Annotated in this window: 14 protein-coding genes and 1 pseudogene; 6 read left to right on the top strand and 9 right to left on the bottom strand. The window is 41.9% G+C overall.

Translation table 11 applies throughout. The annotated features are described in order from the left end of the window. The first annotated feature begins 3 nt into the window (after positions 1–3). From ACRWSG_RS05140 to ACRWSG_RS05115, 6 genes and pseudogenes are all read left to right on the top strand, one after another. Positions 4–1178, top strand: a pseudogene (locus tag ACRWSG_RS05140) (phosphoglycerate kinase). A gap of 196 nt (positions 1179–1374) precedes the next feature. Continuing rightward, on the top strand, positions 1375–2439 hold the full coding sequence (gene fba / locus ACRWSG_RS05135; protein WP_187490641.1) for a class II fructose-bisphosphate aldolase: 1065 nt from the start codon (positions 1375–1377) through the stop codon (positions 2437–2439). A 400-nt stretch (positions 2440–2839) separates the two neighbouring features. Further along, a complete protein-coding gene (locus ACRWSG_RS05130; protein ID WP_462165805.1) occupies positions 2840–3790 on the top strand; it encodes a porin in 951 nt (316 codons plus the stop codon). Positions 3791–3936: 146 nt separating this feature from the next. Continuing rightward, positions 3937–4626, top strand: a complete 690-nt coding sequence (gene phoB / locus ACRWSG_RS05125) for a phosphate regulon transcriptional regulator PhoB (RefSeq protein WP_054551169.1) — start codon at positions 3937–3939, stop codon at positions 4624–4626. Positions 4627–4682: 56 nt separating this feature from the next. Then, positions 4683–6014 carry a phosphate regulon sensor histidine kinase PhoR gene (gene phoR, locus ACRWSG_RS05120; protein ID WP_054551170.1) on the top strand — a complete coding sequence of 444 codons (1332 nt, stop codon included), beginning with the start codon at positions 4683–4685 and terminating at the stop codon, positions 6012–6014. A 91-nt stretch (positions 6015–6105) separates the two neighbouring features. After that, the gene (locus ACRWSG_RS05115) at positions 6106–7074 is read left to right on the top strand and encodes a PstS family phosphate ABC transporter substrate-binding protein (protein ID WP_054551171.1); all 969 of its coding nucleotides are present in this window, start codon (positions 6106–6108) and stop codon (positions 7072–7074) included. 52 nt (positions 7075–7126) lie between these two features. Here ACRWSG_RS05115 and mdoH read toward each other — a convergent pair whose 3' ends face one another. The 9 genes from mdoH to dksA form a co-directional block, all read right to left on the bottom strand. Continuing rightward, on the bottom strand, positions 7127–9109 hold the full coding sequence (gene mdoH, locus ACRWSG_RS05110) for a glucans biosynthesis glucosyltransferase MdoH (RefSeq protein WP_462165803.1): 1983 nt from the start codon (positions 9107–9109) through the stop codon (positions 7127–7129). After that, positions 9081–10799 (bottom strand): OpgD/OpgG family glucan biosynthesis protein, encoded by a 1719-nt coding sequence (locus tag ACRWSG_RS05105; RefSeq protein WP_462165802.1) that lies wholly within the window; start codon positions 10797–10799, stop codon positions 9081–9083. The genes mdoH and ACRWSG_RS05105 overlap by 29 nt, the downstream gene beginning before the upstream one ends. 352 nt (positions 10800–11151) lie before the next feature. Next, positions 11152–11352, bottom strand: coding sequence for a hypothetical protein (locus tag ACRWSG_RS05100; RefSeq protein WP_370625252.1), 201 nt, complete (start codon positions 11350–11352; stop codon positions 11152–11154). A 96-nt stretch (positions 11353–11448) separates the two neighbouring features. Continuing rightward, positions 11449–12300 carry a pantoate--beta-alanine ligase gene (panC, locus tag ACRWSG_RS05095; RefSeq protein WP_462165801.1) on the bottom strand — a complete coding sequence of 284 codons (852 nt, stop codon included), beginning with the start codon at positions 12298–12300 and terminating at the stop codon, positions 11449–11451. Then, on the bottom strand, positions 12301–13095 hold the full coding sequence (panB, locus tag ACRWSG_RS05090) for a 3-methyl-2-oxobutanoate hydroxymethyltransferase (RefSeq protein ID WP_054551176.1): 795 nt from the start codon (positions 13093–13095) through the stop codon (positions 12301–12303). A gap of 29 nt (positions 13096–13124) precedes the next feature. After that, on the bottom strand, positions 13125–13613 hold the full coding sequence (gene folK / locus ACRWSG_RS05085) for a 2-amino-4-hydroxy-6-hydroxymethyldihydropteridine diphosphokinase (protein ID WP_054551177.1): 489 nt from the start codon (positions 13611–13613) through the stop codon (positions 13125–13127). A 2-nt stretch (positions 13614–13615) separates the two neighbouring features. Then, entirely contained in the window at positions 13616–14902 is a 1287-nt protein-coding gene (pcnB, locus tag ACRWSG_RS05080; RefSeq protein ID WP_462166900.1) for a polynucleotide adenylyltransferase PcnB, read from the bottom strand. Positions 14903–15194: 292 nt separating this feature from the next. Beyond that, positions 15195–16139, bottom strand: coding sequence for a tRNA glutamyl-Q(34) synthetase GluQRS (gluQRS, locus tag ACRWSG_RS05075; RefSeq protein ID WP_138599596.1), 945 nt, complete (start codon positions 16137–16139; stop codon positions 15195–15197). A 20-nt stretch (positions 16140–16159) separates the two neighbouring features. Then, a complete protein-coding gene (gene dksA / locus ACRWSG_RS05070) occupies positions 16160–16603 on the bottom strand; it encodes an RNA polymerase-binding protein DksA (protein ID WP_054551179.1) in 444 nt (147 codons plus the stop codon). Between the last annotated feature and the right edge of the window lie 148 nt (positions 16604–16751).

Raw genomic sequence — 16751 nt, 5'->3', positions numbered from 1 at the left:
TCCATGTCGGTCATTAAAATGGCAGATTTAGATTTAAACGGCAAACGCGTGTTAATTCGTGAAGATTTAAATGTGCCTGTAAAAGAAGGTAAAGTGACCTCTGATGCGCGTATTCGTGCAGCATTACCAACTATCAAATTAGCGTTAGAAAAAGGCGCTAAAGTAATGGTGATGTCACACCTTGTCGCCCTACGGAAGGGGAATATGATGAAGCGTTTTCACTTGCCCCTGTGGTTAATTATTTAAATGATGCCCTTGAGCAAACAGTTCGTCTAGAAAAAGACTACCTAGAAGGCGTAGACGTTGCTGATAACGAAGTGGTTGTTTTCGAAAACGTGCGTTTTAACGCTGGCGAAAAGAAAAACGACGAAGCATTGTCTAAAAAACTAGCTGCATTATGTGATGTTTACGTAATGGACGCATTTGGTACGGCTCACCGTGCACAAGCATCGACTCACGGTGTGGGTTTATTTGCTGATGTTGCATGTGCAGGTCCACTACTTGCGGCAGAGTTAGATGCACTAGGTAAAGCGCTTGATAACCCAGCTCGTCCTTTAGTTGCTATCGTTGGTGGCTCTAAAGTATCGACTAAGTTAACTGTACTTGATTCACTTTCTAAAGTGGTTGACCAACTTGTAACAGGTGGTGGTATCGCTAATACCTTCATCGCAGCAGCAGGTCACTCAGTAGGTAAGTCTTTATTTGAAGCTGATTTAATTGATGAAGCAAATAAATTAAGTGCGGCAGCAAAAGCTAATAACGGTGAAATCCCGGTACCAACTGATGTTGTTGTAGGTAATGAGTTCTCAGAATCTGCAGTGGCAACACTAAAAGATGTGAATGAAGTAACAGACGAAGACATGATCTTCGATATTGGTCCTGATACAGCAAACCAATTAGCAAAAATTATTGCTAATGCTGGCACCGTTGTATGGAATGGTCCAGTAGGTGTATTTGAATTTGACCAATTTGGCAACGGCACACGTGCTATTGCTGATGCGATTGCTAACTCAAGTGCATTCTCGATTGCTGGTGGCGGTGATACGCTTGCAGCGATTGATAAATACGGCATTGCCGATAAAGTTTCTTACATTTCAACCGGTGGTGGTGCTTTCCTTGAATTTTTAGAAGGGAAAAAATTACCAGCAGTTGCTATGCTTGAAGAACGTGCTAAGTAATTAGTGCGTATGCCAGCGTAGTTATTAGGTAATTACGCTGGTTTAGCTGTTAATAAAATACCTCTCACCCTCGTTTTATTTACAGCTGTTACGGTAGGCGCGAGCTTTTCGTGATGCAGTGATGCATCAAAAAATAACTTATCCGTTCAAACTAGATAGTAGGAAACTACTGTCGATACAATTTGGAGAATACCAAATGGCTTTAATCAGTATGCGACAACTTCTTGATCATGCAGCTGAAAATGGTTACGGCGTACCTGCTTTTAACGTTAATAACCAAGAGCAAATGCGCGCAATTATGGAAGCGGCTGACAAAACAAACAGCCCGGTAATTGTACAAGGTTCAGCAGGCGCACGTGCCTATGCTGGTGCCCCTTTTATTCGTCATATGATTTTAGCTGCCGTTGAAGAATGGCCACATATTCCAGTCGTAATGCACCAAGACCACGGTACTTCACCAGGTGTATGTCAGCGTTCAATCCAGTTAGGCTTTTCATCAGTTATGATGGATGGCTCATTAATGTCTGATGGTAAAACTCCTTCAAGTTATGAATACAATGTTGATGTTACTCGTCAAACTGTTGAAATGGCACATGCTTGTGGTGTGTCTGTAGAAGGCGAGTTAGGTGTTTTAGGTTCACTTGAAACAGGTGAAGCAGGTGAAGAGGACGGCGTGGGTGCAGAAGGTAAATTATCTACTGATCAAATGCTAACAGATCCTGAAGAAGCCGCTGATTTCGTTCGTAAAACTAAAGTTGATGCACTTGCTATTGCTTGTGGTACATCACATGGTGCGTACAAATTCACGCGTCCACCAACAGACGATATCTTAGCGATTGATCGCATCAAAGAGATCCACGCGCGTATTCCTAACACACACTTGGTGATGCATGGTTCGTCTTCAGTGCCACAAGAGTGGTTAGAAGTGATCAACCAATACGGTGGTGAAATCCCTGAAACCTATGGTGTGCCAGTAGAGCAAATCATCGAAGGTATTAAATACGGTGTTCGTAAAGTAAATATCGATACCGATCTTCGTTTAGCATCTACAGGTGCAATTCGTCGCCACTTAGCTTTAAACCCAGCTAACTTCGATCCACGTAAATACTTAGCTGAAGCAACGAAAGCAATGACTGAGATCTGTGTTGCTCGCTACGAAGCCTTTGGTACGGCAGGTCAAGCTGGTAAGATCAAGCCTATCTCTTTAGATGATATGCACCTTAAATACTTATCAGGTGAACTTGATCCACAAATCAAGTAATTGATAATAAGTTGAAAAAGCCGGCTTGCATGCCGGTTTTTTATTGCCTTGATCAAGACGGATCAGCGATTTACTTACTCGTGTTTTTCCGGATCAGTGTTTTACTAACCTTCGCTTTCACGGATCATTATTTTACTAGTTACGCACTGATCATCGGCTTTTCTTTGCTCAGCTTTTAAACTAAATACTGATCCCCTTAACATTAAATCAACAAGTTATCTTATTCTCTAAGTAAAATACTGATCTCGGGCTGATCAACTTAGTAAAAACCTGATCTTGATCTGATAGGGTTAGTAGATCAGTGATCCGTGATTTTTGTGTGAAATATAGCCACCTTGCCTTGACCAAAAGCCCTTTATGTTCGATTTTTAAGTTACTGCTTAAATTAAGGATCGCTACCATGAACAAACCTGCCATGATGTTGTCGAGCTTTGCAATGTGCTTTATTTCTTTTCATAGTGTTGCCGAAGCTGTAGATGTGTATGGTCGGATCCATTTAGGGGTTGCTAATAGCGACACTGGCGATGGCAGCGAAACGTCTATTGAGAGCTACAGTTCACGTATGGGTATCAAAGGCAGTGGTGAAATAAGTGATGGATTAAAAGCTGTATATAAGTTTGAATTTGCAGTAAATGCGGCTGATCAAGATAGCGATGGTAAAACAGAAGAGAATATTACCGCTCGCAACCAATATGTTGGTCTTCAAGGCAGTTATGGGCAGGTAGTGCTTGGTCGACATGATACAGCGTTAAAAGTATCGCAGGGTAAAATTGATTTAATGAACGACTTTAATGGTGATGTTAAAGCCTTATTTAATGGCGAAAATCGCCTTGGCGATGTGGTTCATTATAGCTCGCCAATTGTCGGCAATATGCAATTTGTGGTCACCTATATTGCTGAAGATAATTCTAAACAAGACGAAGAAACCGGTATCTCTACGGCCTTTATGTATGGTGATAGTAAATTTAAAAAAGCGCCTTACTTTGTCAGTGTTGCCCACGACAGTAAAGTAGCCGGTTATGATACAACACGGTTTACGGCGCAAGGTAAATTAGGCGATTTAACCTTAGGTGGTATGTATCAACAAAGCGAAAAAGTAGCTGGTTCTGATAAAGAGGATGGCTTTTTGGTAAGTGCATCCTACAAAATAGATAAATATAAGTTATTGGCGCAATACCAAGATACTGATGGTAACTTCGGTAAGTTAAAAGATTCGGGGAGTGGTACCTCTGTTGGCGTTGAACGAAGCCTGTCAAAACAAGCACGTATGTACATGTGGTATACGCAGTTTTCACTAGATAATAATGCTGATGAAGATCACTTGGCAGTCACTTTAAGGTATGACTTTTAATCCGAAATTTACTATTAAAGCGTAAAAAATGGCTATTTTTGCATTGATTTTTTTGCGCTTTTTGAATTACTCGTTAGACTTTCATAAAAATGTCATACTTAGTCATAATAATGAAACCAGTTCGCTAACGAAAGAGATAAATTGGAATGTCACGTAAAGTACTAGTCGTCGATGACGAAGCGCCTATCAGAGAGATGCTGGTTTTTGTTCTAGAGCAAAATGGTTTTCAAGCAATTGAAGCAGAAGATTATGACTCTGCAATTGAAGCTATGGTAGAACCATACCCAGATATGGTTTTATTAGATTGGATGTTACCAGGTGGTAGCGGTATTCAAATTGCGAAAAAATTTAAGCAAAACGAATACACTCGTCAAATTCCTATCATCATGCTAACAGCTCGCGGTGAAGAAGAAGACAAAGTACGCGGTCTTGAAGTAGGTGCTGATGATTACGTAACAAAACCATTTTCTCCTAAAGAATTAATGGCGCGCATTAAAGCGGTTATTCGCCGTGTTTCACCAACCTCATTAGAAGAAGCCATTGAAGTTCATGGTTTACGCCTTGATCCAATCTCACACCGTGTAACATCAGAAGGGAGTGAATTAGATATGGGTCCTACTGAATTTAGATTACTCCATTTCTTCATGACACATCCAGAACGTGTTTACAGCCGTGAACAATTACTTGATCATGTATGGGGAACAAATGTATATGTAGAAGACCGTACAGTTGATGTACATATTCGTCGTCTACGTAAAGCGATTGCACCATTAGGGCATGACCGTTTAGTACAAACCGTTCGCGGTGCAGGCTATCGTTTTTCAAGTAAATTATAAGTGTCATAGCAATGACCTTAACAAGCTAATTTACATACTTAAGGTAAAGTGAGTGTATGTATCGAGTAGTGAATAAACAGGCGTTAGCAAAACGCCTGTTTATGTATTTCTTACCCTTGTTATTAGTTGGCGTACTTGTAGGTGCGCCTTTTTTGCTTTTATTTTTAGGCTCTTTTGCACTGCTAATTTGGCATTATCATCAATTATATCGCCTCAGCGATTGGCTTCTTAATCAACGTAGTTTCAACCCACCCGAAGGGGAGGGAGCGTGGGAGCAAGTCTTTGAAGGGATCTATCACTTACAACATCGAAACCGTAAAAAACGTAATGAACTTGCAGACTTAATACGCCGCTTTCGTGATGGCGCCGAGGCTGTGCCTGATGCGGTAGTGGTTTTACAAAAAGATCTCAGCATCATTTGGTGTAACCAATTGGCTTTAAAGGTTTTAGGGTTACAGTGGCCTACCGATCATGGGCAACGCTTAGATAATCTTATTCGCGATCCTAAGTTTGCAAAGTACATGAATAAAGCCTGTTTCGATGAACCGCTCGAGCTTGATGGTGGCCACAGCTACGATCAAACCTTAGAGTTTCGTGTTATGCCCTATGCAAGTTCACAGTTGATGATGGTGGTGCGTGATGTTACTCGCTTAAAGCAACTTGAGCAGATGCGTAAAGATTTTGTGGCCAATGTTTCTCATGAGCTGAGAACACCACTTACAGTGGTAACCGGTTACTTAGAAATGCTTGATTCAGATAGCTTACCACCTCCTGCAATGTGGCAAAAAGCGCAAACTACCATGCTTGAACAATGTAAGCGCATGGACAGTCTGGTTAATCAATTATTGTCGTTGTCGCGTATTGAGGGAGCACGTCGTCAAGATAACGATAAGCCGGTTAATGTGCCGCAGTTACTTACCTATATTCAAACCGAAGCACAGTCATTAAACCAAGACAAAGGCCATGAGCTTATCTTTAATGTTGATGCGAGCTTAGACATTAAAGGGGCCGAAGATGAATTACGAAGTGCCTTTTCTAACCTTGTGTTTAACGCCATTCATTACACCAAGCCCGGTGGCAAGATTGTGGTTGATTGGCAGCTTAAAAATAACCAAGCCGCGTTTAGTGTGACCGATAATGGTGATGGTATTGCTGCTGAACATATTAACCGTTTAACGGAACGTTTTTATCGTGTTGATAAGGCTCGTAGCCGCACTACAGGTGGGTCTGGATTAGGTTTAGCGATTACAAAACATGTACTTACAAGGCATGACAGTCGTTTAGATATCAGCAGTAAATTAGGCCAAGGCTCGACCTTTGCGTTTGCATTTGGTAGCGAAAAAGTCGTGCGTTTAACAGATAATATTAAGAAAACTGCAAAGTCATAAAAATGTCATTTAAGGGTAATCTAACTGTCATCTAGTGTCATTAGAGTAGACCGCAGTTAGGAAATGGGACGAACAAATCGGAGTAACCCCTATGAAATTCAAAAATCTCGTTGCCGCAATGGGTGTGGCTGTAACAACATTTGTATCAGCACAAGCAGCTGCAGTTGATAAAGATATGCCTGAGTACACTAAAGTAAGTGGTATCTCTGGTAACTTCTCATCTGTAGGTTCTGACACGCTTGCAAACATGATGACGTTCTGGGCAGAAGAGTACAAGCGCTTCTATCCAAACGTAAACATTCAAATCCAAGCAGCGGGTTCTTCAACTGCTCCTCCAGCATTAACTGAAGGGACAGCAAACTTCGGCCCAATGAGCCGTCGTATGAAGTCAAAAGAAATTGAAGCATTCGAAAAGCGTTACGGCTACAAGCCAACTGAAGTACGCGTTGCAATCGATGCTCTTGCTGTATTCGTACACAAAGATAACCCAATCAAAGGTTTACGTATTGACCAAGTTGATGCGATTTTCTCTTCAACACGTAAATGTGGTGCTGATGCACAGGTTAATCGTTGGAGCGAAGTAGGTCTTGAGGGCGATTGGGCAGCAAAAGATATCCAGCTTTACGGTCGTAACTCAGTATCGGGTACTTACGGTTACTTCAAGAAGAAAGCACTTTGTAAAGGTGACTTCCGTAACAACGTAAACGAACAACCTGGTTCTGCATCTGTAGTACAGTCAATCTCTTCTTCAGTGAACGCGATTGGTTACTCAGGTATCGGTTATAAAACATCAGGTGTACGTACGGTTCCACTTTCTAAGAAAGGCGACAACTTTGTTGATGCAACATTAGAAAACGTAGCAACAGGTAAATACCCACTATCTCGTTTCTTATACGTTTACGTGAACAAGCACCCTAACAAGCCGCTTTCACCAATCGATGCAGAGTTCTTAAAAATGGTTCTTTCTGTAGACGGTCAAAAAATTGTTGAGAAAGATGGTTATGTACCACTTTCAGGTAAAATGGCAATGGCTGAACTTAAAAAGCTAGGCCTTCTGTAACAACCATACAGACATAGACGAAAAAACCGCTCAGTGAGCGGTTTTTTTTCGTTTAGCTTTTAGCAAATAATTTTGCCTTAATGCGTTGCTGAGCAAGACGTACTTGCTTACGCTTTTTACCCGAGGGAGCCTTAAAGCTTTGAATTGGCATTACCGTTGGGTATTCATTAGGTAGTGCAGGTACACTAAAGTCAGCGTGCTCATCCTTAGGTAAACCAATTTCTTGTTGATGTACACGAAGTACCGCTAAGGTATCATCGTTTTCAACTTCACTTGGACATAAGAATAAGCCCATTTTACGCATTTTCACACCTAAGCCGATGCTGCTTGAGTAACGTACAATTGGCGCTGCTAAAATAAGGCCCACTAAAATAGGTGATAACCACCAAAAGAAGGTCGGTGTGTAATAGTAAGCAACCGAGCCCCAAATAATCGCGGTAATAGTCGAAAATAACGTATAACCAATCGCTTCCTTCCACGGTACCATTCTACCTTCACGAGGCTGTGCATCCCAGCTCACTTTTTTGCCTAAAAATACGCACACGACAAAATAGCTATGAAACACCATCATTAGCGGCGCAATTACAATGGCAAAAACCGTTTCGATGAGTGAACCTGCAATTAGCTTCATCGTGCCACCAAAGGCTTTATTACGGTGTACTAAAGTCACAATAATACCCATTAATTTAGGTAGTAACAGTAATACGGCAGTAATGAATAACAACGAATCAATTAGATCCGTTTTGGCAATTTGCCAGGTTGGGAAAAGCTGATAAGCATGGTTAAAGTATACGTCGCTATTAAGAGCACGAGTCACTGCATCTAAGGTACTTAATGCCAGCATAGATAACCAAATTAACGATGAAATATACGCTGTGGCACCAAATAAAAAGTGCATTTTACTCATTAGCTTAAGGCCAGATTTAGGCAATAAACCTAAATGCTGGATATTTCCTTGCACCCATCGTCTATCTCGAATTGCGTAATCGAGAATGTTACTTGGCACTTCTTCGTAGCTACCTTCAACATCACTCAGCAGTAACACATCCCAGCCACTACGGTGTAGCAGTGAGGCTTCAACAAAGTCATGACTTAAGATTTCACCGCCAAATGGGGCATTGCCTTTTAAAACTGGCATACCGCAGCATTTTGTAAATGCTTCAACGCGAATAATTGCATTGTGACCCCAGTAGTTTGCTTGGTTTGTTTGCCAAAAAGCAGAACCAGTTGCCAACATTGGGCTATATAAAATCGATGCAAACTGTAAAAAGCGTCCAAAAAACGTGTCTTGGCGAACCGGAATAGGGATCGTCTGGATCAAACCTGATTTTGGATTGCTGATCATGCTAGAAGTCAGTTCAAGCATACATTGACCCGTCATAATGCTATCGGCATCAAGCACAATCATATGATCGTATTGGCTGCCCCAACGTTCACAAAAATCAGTTAAGTTACCTACTTTACGGTGTTTGTTGTCTTCACGGCGACGATAAAAAGTATGCGCAGCTAAATCACCTAAACGCTTAGTGAGAGCATTCCATGCTTTTAGTTCATTACGTGCGATTTCAGGGTCTTGCGTATCACTAAGTAAGTAAAAATCGTAATGTGGCATTTGTCCTGTTTTGGCCAGCGAGCGAAGGCTAACCTCAAAACCGGCAATTACACGCTCTGTATCTTCGTTGTAGATAGGCATAACAATGGCTGTTTTCGTTTGGCTCAAGGCATGCTGATTAATCTCGATTGGCTTTTGACGTTTTAAGGTCAACGGGTCAATACGAAATAATTGCAAGATAAAGCCCATACAGCCACTACAAAAGGCTGTAACAATCCACGCGAAGGTGACTGTAAATAATGCCAGTAAAGCGTACTCAAGCGGTGTCATGCCGTTAGAATTTAAAATATCGAACATGATCCACACGCCATAGGCGGTAATGCTGAGCGCTAGGCTCGAAAAAAGCCAAGCGCGGGTTTTCTTAAATGGCATTGCTGTTGCTTCTAACGCTTTACTATTGGACGTCGTTTGGATACCAGACATAGCTCCATACCTCGCTGATTTCTTTATCACGTAGTTTTAACGATAAGCGCATATCAACTGGCTTATCTCCCTCTGGCGCCACTTTAAAGGCTACGCGCCATCCTTGATTGTTTGGTAACTGCTGTACCGTTTTATCGCTTATTTGCCCAGCAGAGAGTGTAAGATCCGCTTGCATGGCAAAATTAGCTGATAGTTGATTAATGGTTTCGCCACTAAAATCAACGGTAAATTGGCGGTGGCTTTTTGGTGGTGGATTGTCTTCACCAGGTAATGCTGCACTACCAATTCGAGTTCTTAACACACTCGCTTTATCTTGAGTTGCAAGCGTGGCATTGAAAGTCGAAAGCTTGTAACTAAAGCTTAAGCTGTCACCGGCTTTCATTGGCTGCTCTGGCACCCAGTAGCTAACAATATTGTCGTTGGTTTCTGTATCTGTTGGGATCTCTACTAACTCAACACGCCCTTTACCCCAATTACCTTCTGGCTCAATCCACATACTCGGACGGTTGTGATAATGTGCTTCGGTATCAAGGTAGTTATTAAAGTCACGGTCTCGCTGTGCAAGACCAAAGCCTTTCGGGTTCTCGTAGCTAAACGAAGTGACACTTAGCTTCTTCGGGTTATTGAGTGCGCGCCAAACCCATTGACCTTGTTCTGATTGCATTAGAAGGCCGTCAGAGTCATGTACTTCAGGGCGGTAGTCGTCGAAGAACTTTGTACTGTTTTCACCGTGGTAGAACATACTTGTTAGCGGGGCAATACCAAGCTTTTTGATGTCTTTGCGGGCGAAAATTTGCATTTGAGTTTTCACTTCAGTGTTGGTCGAAGGTGTTAATTCAAAACGATAGGCGCCCGACACAGATGGGCTATCTAATAATGCGTAGAGCACGATAGTGCTATCTTCGGGTGCTGGTTTTACTAACCAGAACTCTTTGAATACAGGGAATTCTTCACCTGAACTAAGAGCAGTATCCACCGCAAGTCCACGGGCTGACAGACCATATACTTGGTGCGGACCAACTAAACGAAAATATGAAGCACCTTGGAACACAGCCACTTCATCTTTGTACTGGTTGTTGTTCAGTGGAAAATGCAAACGAAAACCTGCATGACCAAGTTGTGTATTGGCAATCGCGGTACTGATCTCTTGCTCTAACGGGGCAGCAGTTGCATCATAACGATAGTAATCTGTTTTAAAAGGTAAACTTTTTACTTCAGCGTTTTGTTCAAGAGTATTAATTGCAACCGGTGAACGATATAAAAAGCCTGGGTGGAACAACTGCACTTCATAAAGGCTTTGATCTTTCCAAATCGCTTGCTCAGTACGAAAACGGATTGCACGGTAGTCTTGGTAATTGATGCTTGTGAGCGCCTCAAGTTCAAGATCTTTCGGGGCTACATAAGGCTCTGAAGCGAGTTTTTTAGCACGCGCAGTGATAACATCAAATAGCTTTTCTTGCGGAATAGTGATCATCTCAGGCTTAAGCTCAACAGCAGCCTTTTCCTTTGAGGCCAGTTTTTCATTTTCGGCTGCTTGAACTTTAACGGCTGTTTGTTCTGTTTTAGTTACGTTTGATTGCTCTTGTTCTTCAATTGCGTATGTATGACCTGCGCTCATGGCTAATAATACGCCCAATAAGGTCTTCTTTTTAGCAGCACTGAAGAGCTTGGTTCGAGTTTCTGGTCTCATTCAATTTTCCTTTAGCCGTAAATCACGTTAATTCATTCATATCCCTTAGCAATTACTGAACCCAAAATAAAAACTAATAATCTCAATGACTTTGAGTTGGTGCAGTTAAATGCGAAGAGTAAAATTTTGAAATTAGTGAGAAACAATTACATGGTTGCAGTTGTTTATTCGTCACCAATATAGAGAAGTTTAATGAACGAAAGCTTGCCCTAATATGAATAGATTAAAGGGTAAACAAAAATATGAACAAAATTACCAGAGGCTTAATTATGGAAATGAAATTGTAATCGAGAAGAGAAGTGCAGGCACCGAACAGGTTTCAGTGCCCTAATAAGCGAGCTAAAAGTAAGTATTATTTAACTTCACCTAATTTTTCGGCATTAGCTTTACATTGATTATAAGCTTCAATGCACTTGTTACTACACACCTTATGAACTAATCCATCAGCAGTGCTTTGTTGTTCACAGCTTGCCTCGCATTGGTAGTTTTGTTGAGCGCATTGTTGCATTTCTGGGTTTTCAATTTTATTTGAGCAAGCAGACAGTAATGTCATAGCAAATAATGTTGCTGCAATTGCAGGTAGTTTTTTCATGCTTATCCCTAGTTTATGTCTTTTCTTTGCAATCCATCTTACCCAGATTATTGCTATTTAATCCAGCTCAACTTGTAAATTGTCAATTAAACGTACTGAGCCCAAATAAGCAGCAGCTAAAATAACAAGTTGTTTATCAGCCGTTGTTGCCGGCTTTAATGTTGAGCGCTCTGCTACCGCATAATAGTCAGGTTTAAGGCCTGCACTTTCAAGCTGTGCTTTTGCATCAGCCTCAAGTGTAGCAATGTCTGCATTGCCTTGCTTCAGTGCTGTTGCTGTATTATTTAACGTGGCAAACAGTACTTTTGCAGTGTCTTTTTGCTCATCAGATAAATAGCCATTACGAGAGCTCATTGCTAACCCAGAGATTTCACGGCAAGTAGGTACGCCAATTATCTCTACAGGGATAGATAAATCGCGTGTCATGGTTTTAATCACTTGCAGCTGCTGAAAGTCTTTTTCGCCAAAACAGGCAAAATCAGGCTGTACTAAATTAAATAACTTAGTAACAACGGTTGCGACGCCTTTGAAGTGACCAGGGCGCGAGCCGCCACAATAACCCATAGAAACACCCGGCACATCGACAAAGCTTTGCTCGCCTAAACCATTTGGGTAAATCGTTTCAACGGAGGGTGTAAACACGATATCAGTACCGAGTTCAGCTAAACCTTGTTTATCTTCGTTAAGTGTACGTGGGTAGCTATCAAGATCTTCGTTAGCCCCAAACTGCATTGGGTTCACAAAGATACTCACAACCACTTTATCAGCTAAGGTTTTGGCTTTTTCAACCAGTGAAAAGTGACCTTGGTGTAAATTGCCCATAGTAGGCACTAGTGCAATGCTCAGGTTCGCTTGACGCCAAGCTTTGATTTGGCTGCGTAACGATTTGATTTCAGTGATTGATTGCATTTATTTAAACTCGTGTTCGGTACTTGGGAAAGCACCACTTTTTACATCTTCACAATACTTTTGCACTGCTGCTGGCATATTGCCGGTTTCTAATAAAAAGTTCTTTGAAAACTTAGGAATATAGCCTGCCGAAATACCAACTAGGTCGTGCATTACTAAGATTTGCCCATCAGTTTGATTACCTGCACCAATACCAATGGTAGGAATGTTCAGCTCATCAGTAATACGTTTAGCAAGCTCACTTGGAATACATTCTAAAACAAGTAACTGCGCACCTGCCGCCTCAAGTGCTTTCGCATCGCTAACCATTTTATCAGCTTGAGATTGCTCACGACCTTGAATTTTAAAACCACCAAATACATGCACTGACTGAGGTGTTAAGCCTAGGTGGCCACATACTGGAATACCTTGTTGGGTCATCGCACGAATGCTGTCGTGCAGCCATTCGCCACCTTCAAGCTTGATCATGTTTGCCCCAGCACGCATCAGCTCTGCAGCATTTTTACAGGCATCAGTTGGGTTGGCATAGGTCATAAAGGGTAAGTCAGCAATTACAAATAATTCACGGCTACCTGCTCGTACGCAGCGTGTATGATAAGCAATCTCTGTGTTGGTTACTGCTAATGTGTCATCAGCACCTTGCAATACCATACCTAAAGAGTCACCAACTAAAATCACCTCGACGCCATTATCATGAAACAATTTAGCAAAACTGGCATCGTAAGCTGTTAATGCGGTGATTTTTTGTTGTTCTTGTTTCATTTTATTCAAGGTTGAAACGGTGATTTTAGACATAATTTCCTCTAAGGCTTAGCCTTGGTTGATTACTGCTGAGGGAGTTGTTGTAAATCGTTTAAAGGCAACGTTTTTGTTATATCAGCAAGTGATTGATTATTCGGTAGTACAAGTGTTGGTGCAATTTCCAACAAGGGGTAAACAACAAACTCTCGCTCTGTTAGGCCATAATGAGGCACGGTTAAGCGAGGGGTGTCTATTACGTCATTACCGAACAATAAAATATCTATATCAAGGGTACGCGGACCCCAGCGCTGTTCTTTTCTAACACGGCCATGCTCAAGCTCAATGGCTTGCGTTAAATCAAGCAACTGCTCTGGCATAAGTGCAGTTTTAACACATGCGACCGCATTTACATAATCGGGTTGATCTTGTGGCCCCATGGGTTTGCTTGCGTAATCATGGGATACACAAACAAACTCAACATCTTCTAATGCTTTTAGGGCAGCGACAGCAGCATGAATTTGTTTACGTGGCGCGTTTAAATTGGCACCTAAACCTAAATAAACGGTATGCATACTTAGTCTACTTTTTTCTTGCGTGGGCGACGACGGCGCTTGGAATCACCTTGGTGTCCTAAATTTTTAACCATCTCTTTTTGGCCGTTGATGTCTTGGCTTAGGTAGGTTGTCCACCAATCAGCAAGCTCTTTTTGCTGCTCTTCGCCAGCTTGCACACGCAAAAGTAAGAAATCATAGGCTGCCTTGAAGCGAGGCTGTTGAGTCAGCCTATAAGCACGTTGACCACCTCGTTTATCAAGACGTTGCTGAATATGCCAAATATCGCGTGCACCCAGTGTGAAGCGTTTTGGTACTGCTACATGTTGTGCGTTTTCACTCAGTACTTTGTTCATCGCTTGTGCAAATGCATCGTACTCTGAAAGTTGATCGCGTTGTTGTAATTTTTTAGCAATGCTCAGTAATGGGAACCACAAAAGGGCTGCAAAAATAAAGGCTGGAGTGACTTTTTTATCAGCATTAATACGTTTATCGGTGTTTTTAAACATTTGCAGGATAAATGTATGTTCAAAGCCTTCAGGGTTGGCATCTAAGATCTTATCAAGCGCAGGGAATAATGCTTTGAATAAACCATACTGGCGAAGCATTAAGTAGTTTTCTTCTGCTTTGCCGTTTAAGAACAACTTGAGTGATTCTTCAAACAAACGAGCTGGCGGAATATGGTCGAGTAAATTAGCAAGGCCTTTAATTGGCTTTTCGGTGCCAGGTGCAATGCTCATTCCTAGTTTGGTGGCAAAACGCACTGCGCGTAACATGCGCACAGGGTCTTCACGGTAACGTGTTTCTGGGTCGCCAATCAGCTCAATTTGTTTTGCTTTTATCGCGCTAATGCCATTGGCATAGTCATAAATACAAAAGTCGTTAATTGAGTAGTAAAGTGCATTAATCGAAAAGTCACGGCGCTCGGCATCTTCTTCGATGCTGCCATAGACATTGTCGCGCAGGAGTTGGCCGTGCTCGCTTGATTGGCTAATTTGATTTTTGCTTTCTTCGGCTTCGTGATGGCCGCGCATGGTCGCCACTTCAATAATTTCTCGACCAAACACGATATGGGCTAAACGAAAACGACGACCAATTAGACGACAGTTACGAAATAGCTTTTTGATTTGCTCAGGGGTTGCGTTTGTTACAACGTCGAAGTCTTTTGGTTGTTGGCCTAACAATATATCTCGAATACAACCACCTACAAGGTAGGCATCAAAACCACCTTCTTTAAGGCGGTACAATACTTTGATTGCATTTGGGCTAAATTGTTTGCGCGAAATACCATGTTCACTGCGCTCGATCACCAAAGGTAACTCGCTCGTTGGCAAAGCATCACTTGATGTCGTGGCATTTGGGCCAATAATCTGCCGACAAAATTGAAAAAGCTTAGAAATAATAATCTGTCTCCTACGACGCGGACTTTGCGACTCATCAAGTATAGCGTTTGTTTGATACTTCGCCGATGTGAGATTGACGTGTAATCAGTGTGTTTTAAATGGCGCTAAATTAAGGTGTTGATGATTCGCACACTTTGGGTCGCTATCATATACCAGCAGGGCTGAAAAATTAAGTTACTCGGCCTTTAAAATTGGCAATTTATTTTTCAATAGTAACAAAGTTACAAAAAGGAGAGTTAGGATCCTCGCTAACTTGTATTTCTTGCACCTTTGGTATGTGTTCAAGGCGGTAAGTTTCAACAGCCCAAGCTAACATCTGTTCGGTACTTAACGATAATAGTGAACTTTCTGGCTTTAAACCTAAAAAGCGCAAGGCATCGAACAACGCGGGCTTTGGATTTGATTTTGCTATTGCGGGGGCGTAATTTTGCTTTGATAACTTAAAACCAGGTTTAGCTACCGCTAAAGGAAGGTGGGCGTATTCTGGGGCCGGTTTATTTAGTTGCTTAAACAAACTGAGTTGTCGTGCAGTCGGCTCGAGTAAATCAGCGCCGCGAACGACTCTTGTAATACCTTGTGCGATATCATCGGCGACTACGACCAGTTGGTAAGCAAATAAACCATCGCTGCGCTTTATTAAGTAATCTTCTTTGGCAAGTTGGCTATCAACATACACTTCACCTTGAATTAAATCATGGTAGTGACTGGTTGCAAATTGCTGGGTTAAACGTAGCGCTGAATCAGTTAAAGCGTGGTTTTTATACCGGCAGTGGCCTTGGTATATTCCACCGATTGCTTTAATTTCTTTGCGCGTGCAATGACATGCATAAACAAGGTTTTGCGAAATTAACTCGTCAACAATGGCTTGGTATTGCTCATGACGCTGGGTTTGGTATATGACAGGCTCGTCCCAGTAAAGACCGTAAGCCTCTAAGGTATGTAATATATCGTCGCTAGCACCGCTTACAACACGCGTTGTGTCGATATCTTCAATGCGTACTAACCATTTTCCTTGATTTGCTTTTGCATCAAGGAAGCTACCCACAGCCGCTATAAGTGAGCCAAAATGTAATGGCCCTGAAGGGGATGGCGCAAAGCGGCCACGATATTCACGCATTGGCGTGTTAACGGCTGTGGTAGACATGGGCTAATTAAAGGATGTAATTAACCGCGTCCAGATTGCTTTTCTTTAATTTCCGCAAGCGTTTTACAGTCTACACATAAATCAGCTGTAGGACGCGCTTCTAGGCGGCGGATACCAATTTCGATACCACATGATTCACAGAAACCAAAGTCATCTTCTTTGATTAATTGAATCGTTTTTTCAATTTTCTTGATCAGTTTACGCTCACGGTCACGAGTACGAAGTTCTAATGAGAATTCTTCTTCTTGTGCTGCACGGTCTACTGGATCCGGAAAGTTAGCTGCTTCGTCTTGCATATGCGATTTAGTACGGTCTACTTCGTTACGTAAATCGTTACGCCAAGCTTCTAAAATTGTTTTGAAATGAGCACGTTGTGCTTCATTCATGTACTCTTCACCTGGCTGTTCTTGGTATGGTTCCAACCCGGCCTGAGCCAATAACCCTAGTCTTTTTTGGTCTGGCATAACTTTCTCCTAAATCCTTAATATTTTGCCCAGCGTTAGCCGGCGGCTATAAATAGCAGAATCATTAGACTGAGGCAAATTTATTTTTAATTAATCCTCTTGACCTTGTGCTAATGATTGCTCAAATAATTATGGGCGGTTTGGTAAG

The sequence above is a fragment of the Pseudoalteromonas sp. GB43 genome (assembly GCF_054923805.1).
Note: the sequence above shows the minus strand (reverse complement) of the source record. Positions and strands in the feature narration are given on the sequence as shown.

Coding starts and splice junctions, on each gene's coding strand:
- fba (WP_187490641.1), top strand. CDS start 1,375: ATGGCTTTAATCAGTATGCGACAACTTCTTGATCATGCAGCTGAAAAT.
- folK (WP_054551177.1), bottom strand. CDS start 13,613: ATGCATACCGTTTATTTAGGTTTAGGTGCCAATTTAAACGCGCCACGT.
- phoR (WP_054551170.1), top strand. CDS start 4,683: ATGTATCGAGTAGTGAATAAACAGGCGTTAGCAAAACGCCTGTTTATG.
- ACRWSG_RS05100 (WP_370625252.1), bottom strand. CDS start 11,352: ATGACATTACTGTCTGCTTGCTCAAATAAAATTGAAAACCCAGAAATG.
- dksA (WP_054551179.1), bottom strand. CDS start 16,603: ATGCCAGACCAAAAAAGACTAGGGTTATTGGCTCAGGCCGGGTTGGAA.
- ACRWSG_RS05105 (WP_462165802.1), bottom strand. CDS start 10,799: ATGAGACCAGAAACTCGAACCAAGCTCTTCAGTGCTGCTAAAAAGAAG.
- gluQRS (WP_138599596.1), bottom strand. CDS start 16,139: ATGTCTACCACAGCCGTTAACACGCCAATGCGTGAATATCGTGGCCGC.
- panC (WP_462165801.1), bottom strand. CDS start 12,300: ATGCAATCAATCACTGAAATCAAATCGTTACGCAGCCAAATCAAAGCT.
- panB (WP_054551176.1), bottom strand. CDS start 13,095: ATGTCTAAAATCACCGTTTCAACCTTGAATAAAATGAAACAAGAACAA.
- ACRWSG_RS05130 (WP_462165805.1), top strand. CDS start 2,840: ATGAACAAACCTGCCATGATGTTGTCGAGCTTTGCAATGTGCTTTATT.
- ACRWSG_RS05115 (WP_054551171.1), top strand. CDS start 6,106: ATGAAATTCAAAAATCTCGTTGCCGCAATGGGTGTGGCTGTAACAACA.
- phoB (WP_054551169.1), top strand. CDS start 3,937: ATGTCACGTAAAGTACTAGTCGTCGATGACGAAGCGCCTATCAGAGAG.
- mdoH (WP_462165803.1), bottom strand. CDS start 9,109: ATGTCTGGTATCCAAACGACGTCCAATAGTAAAGCGTTAGAAGCAACA.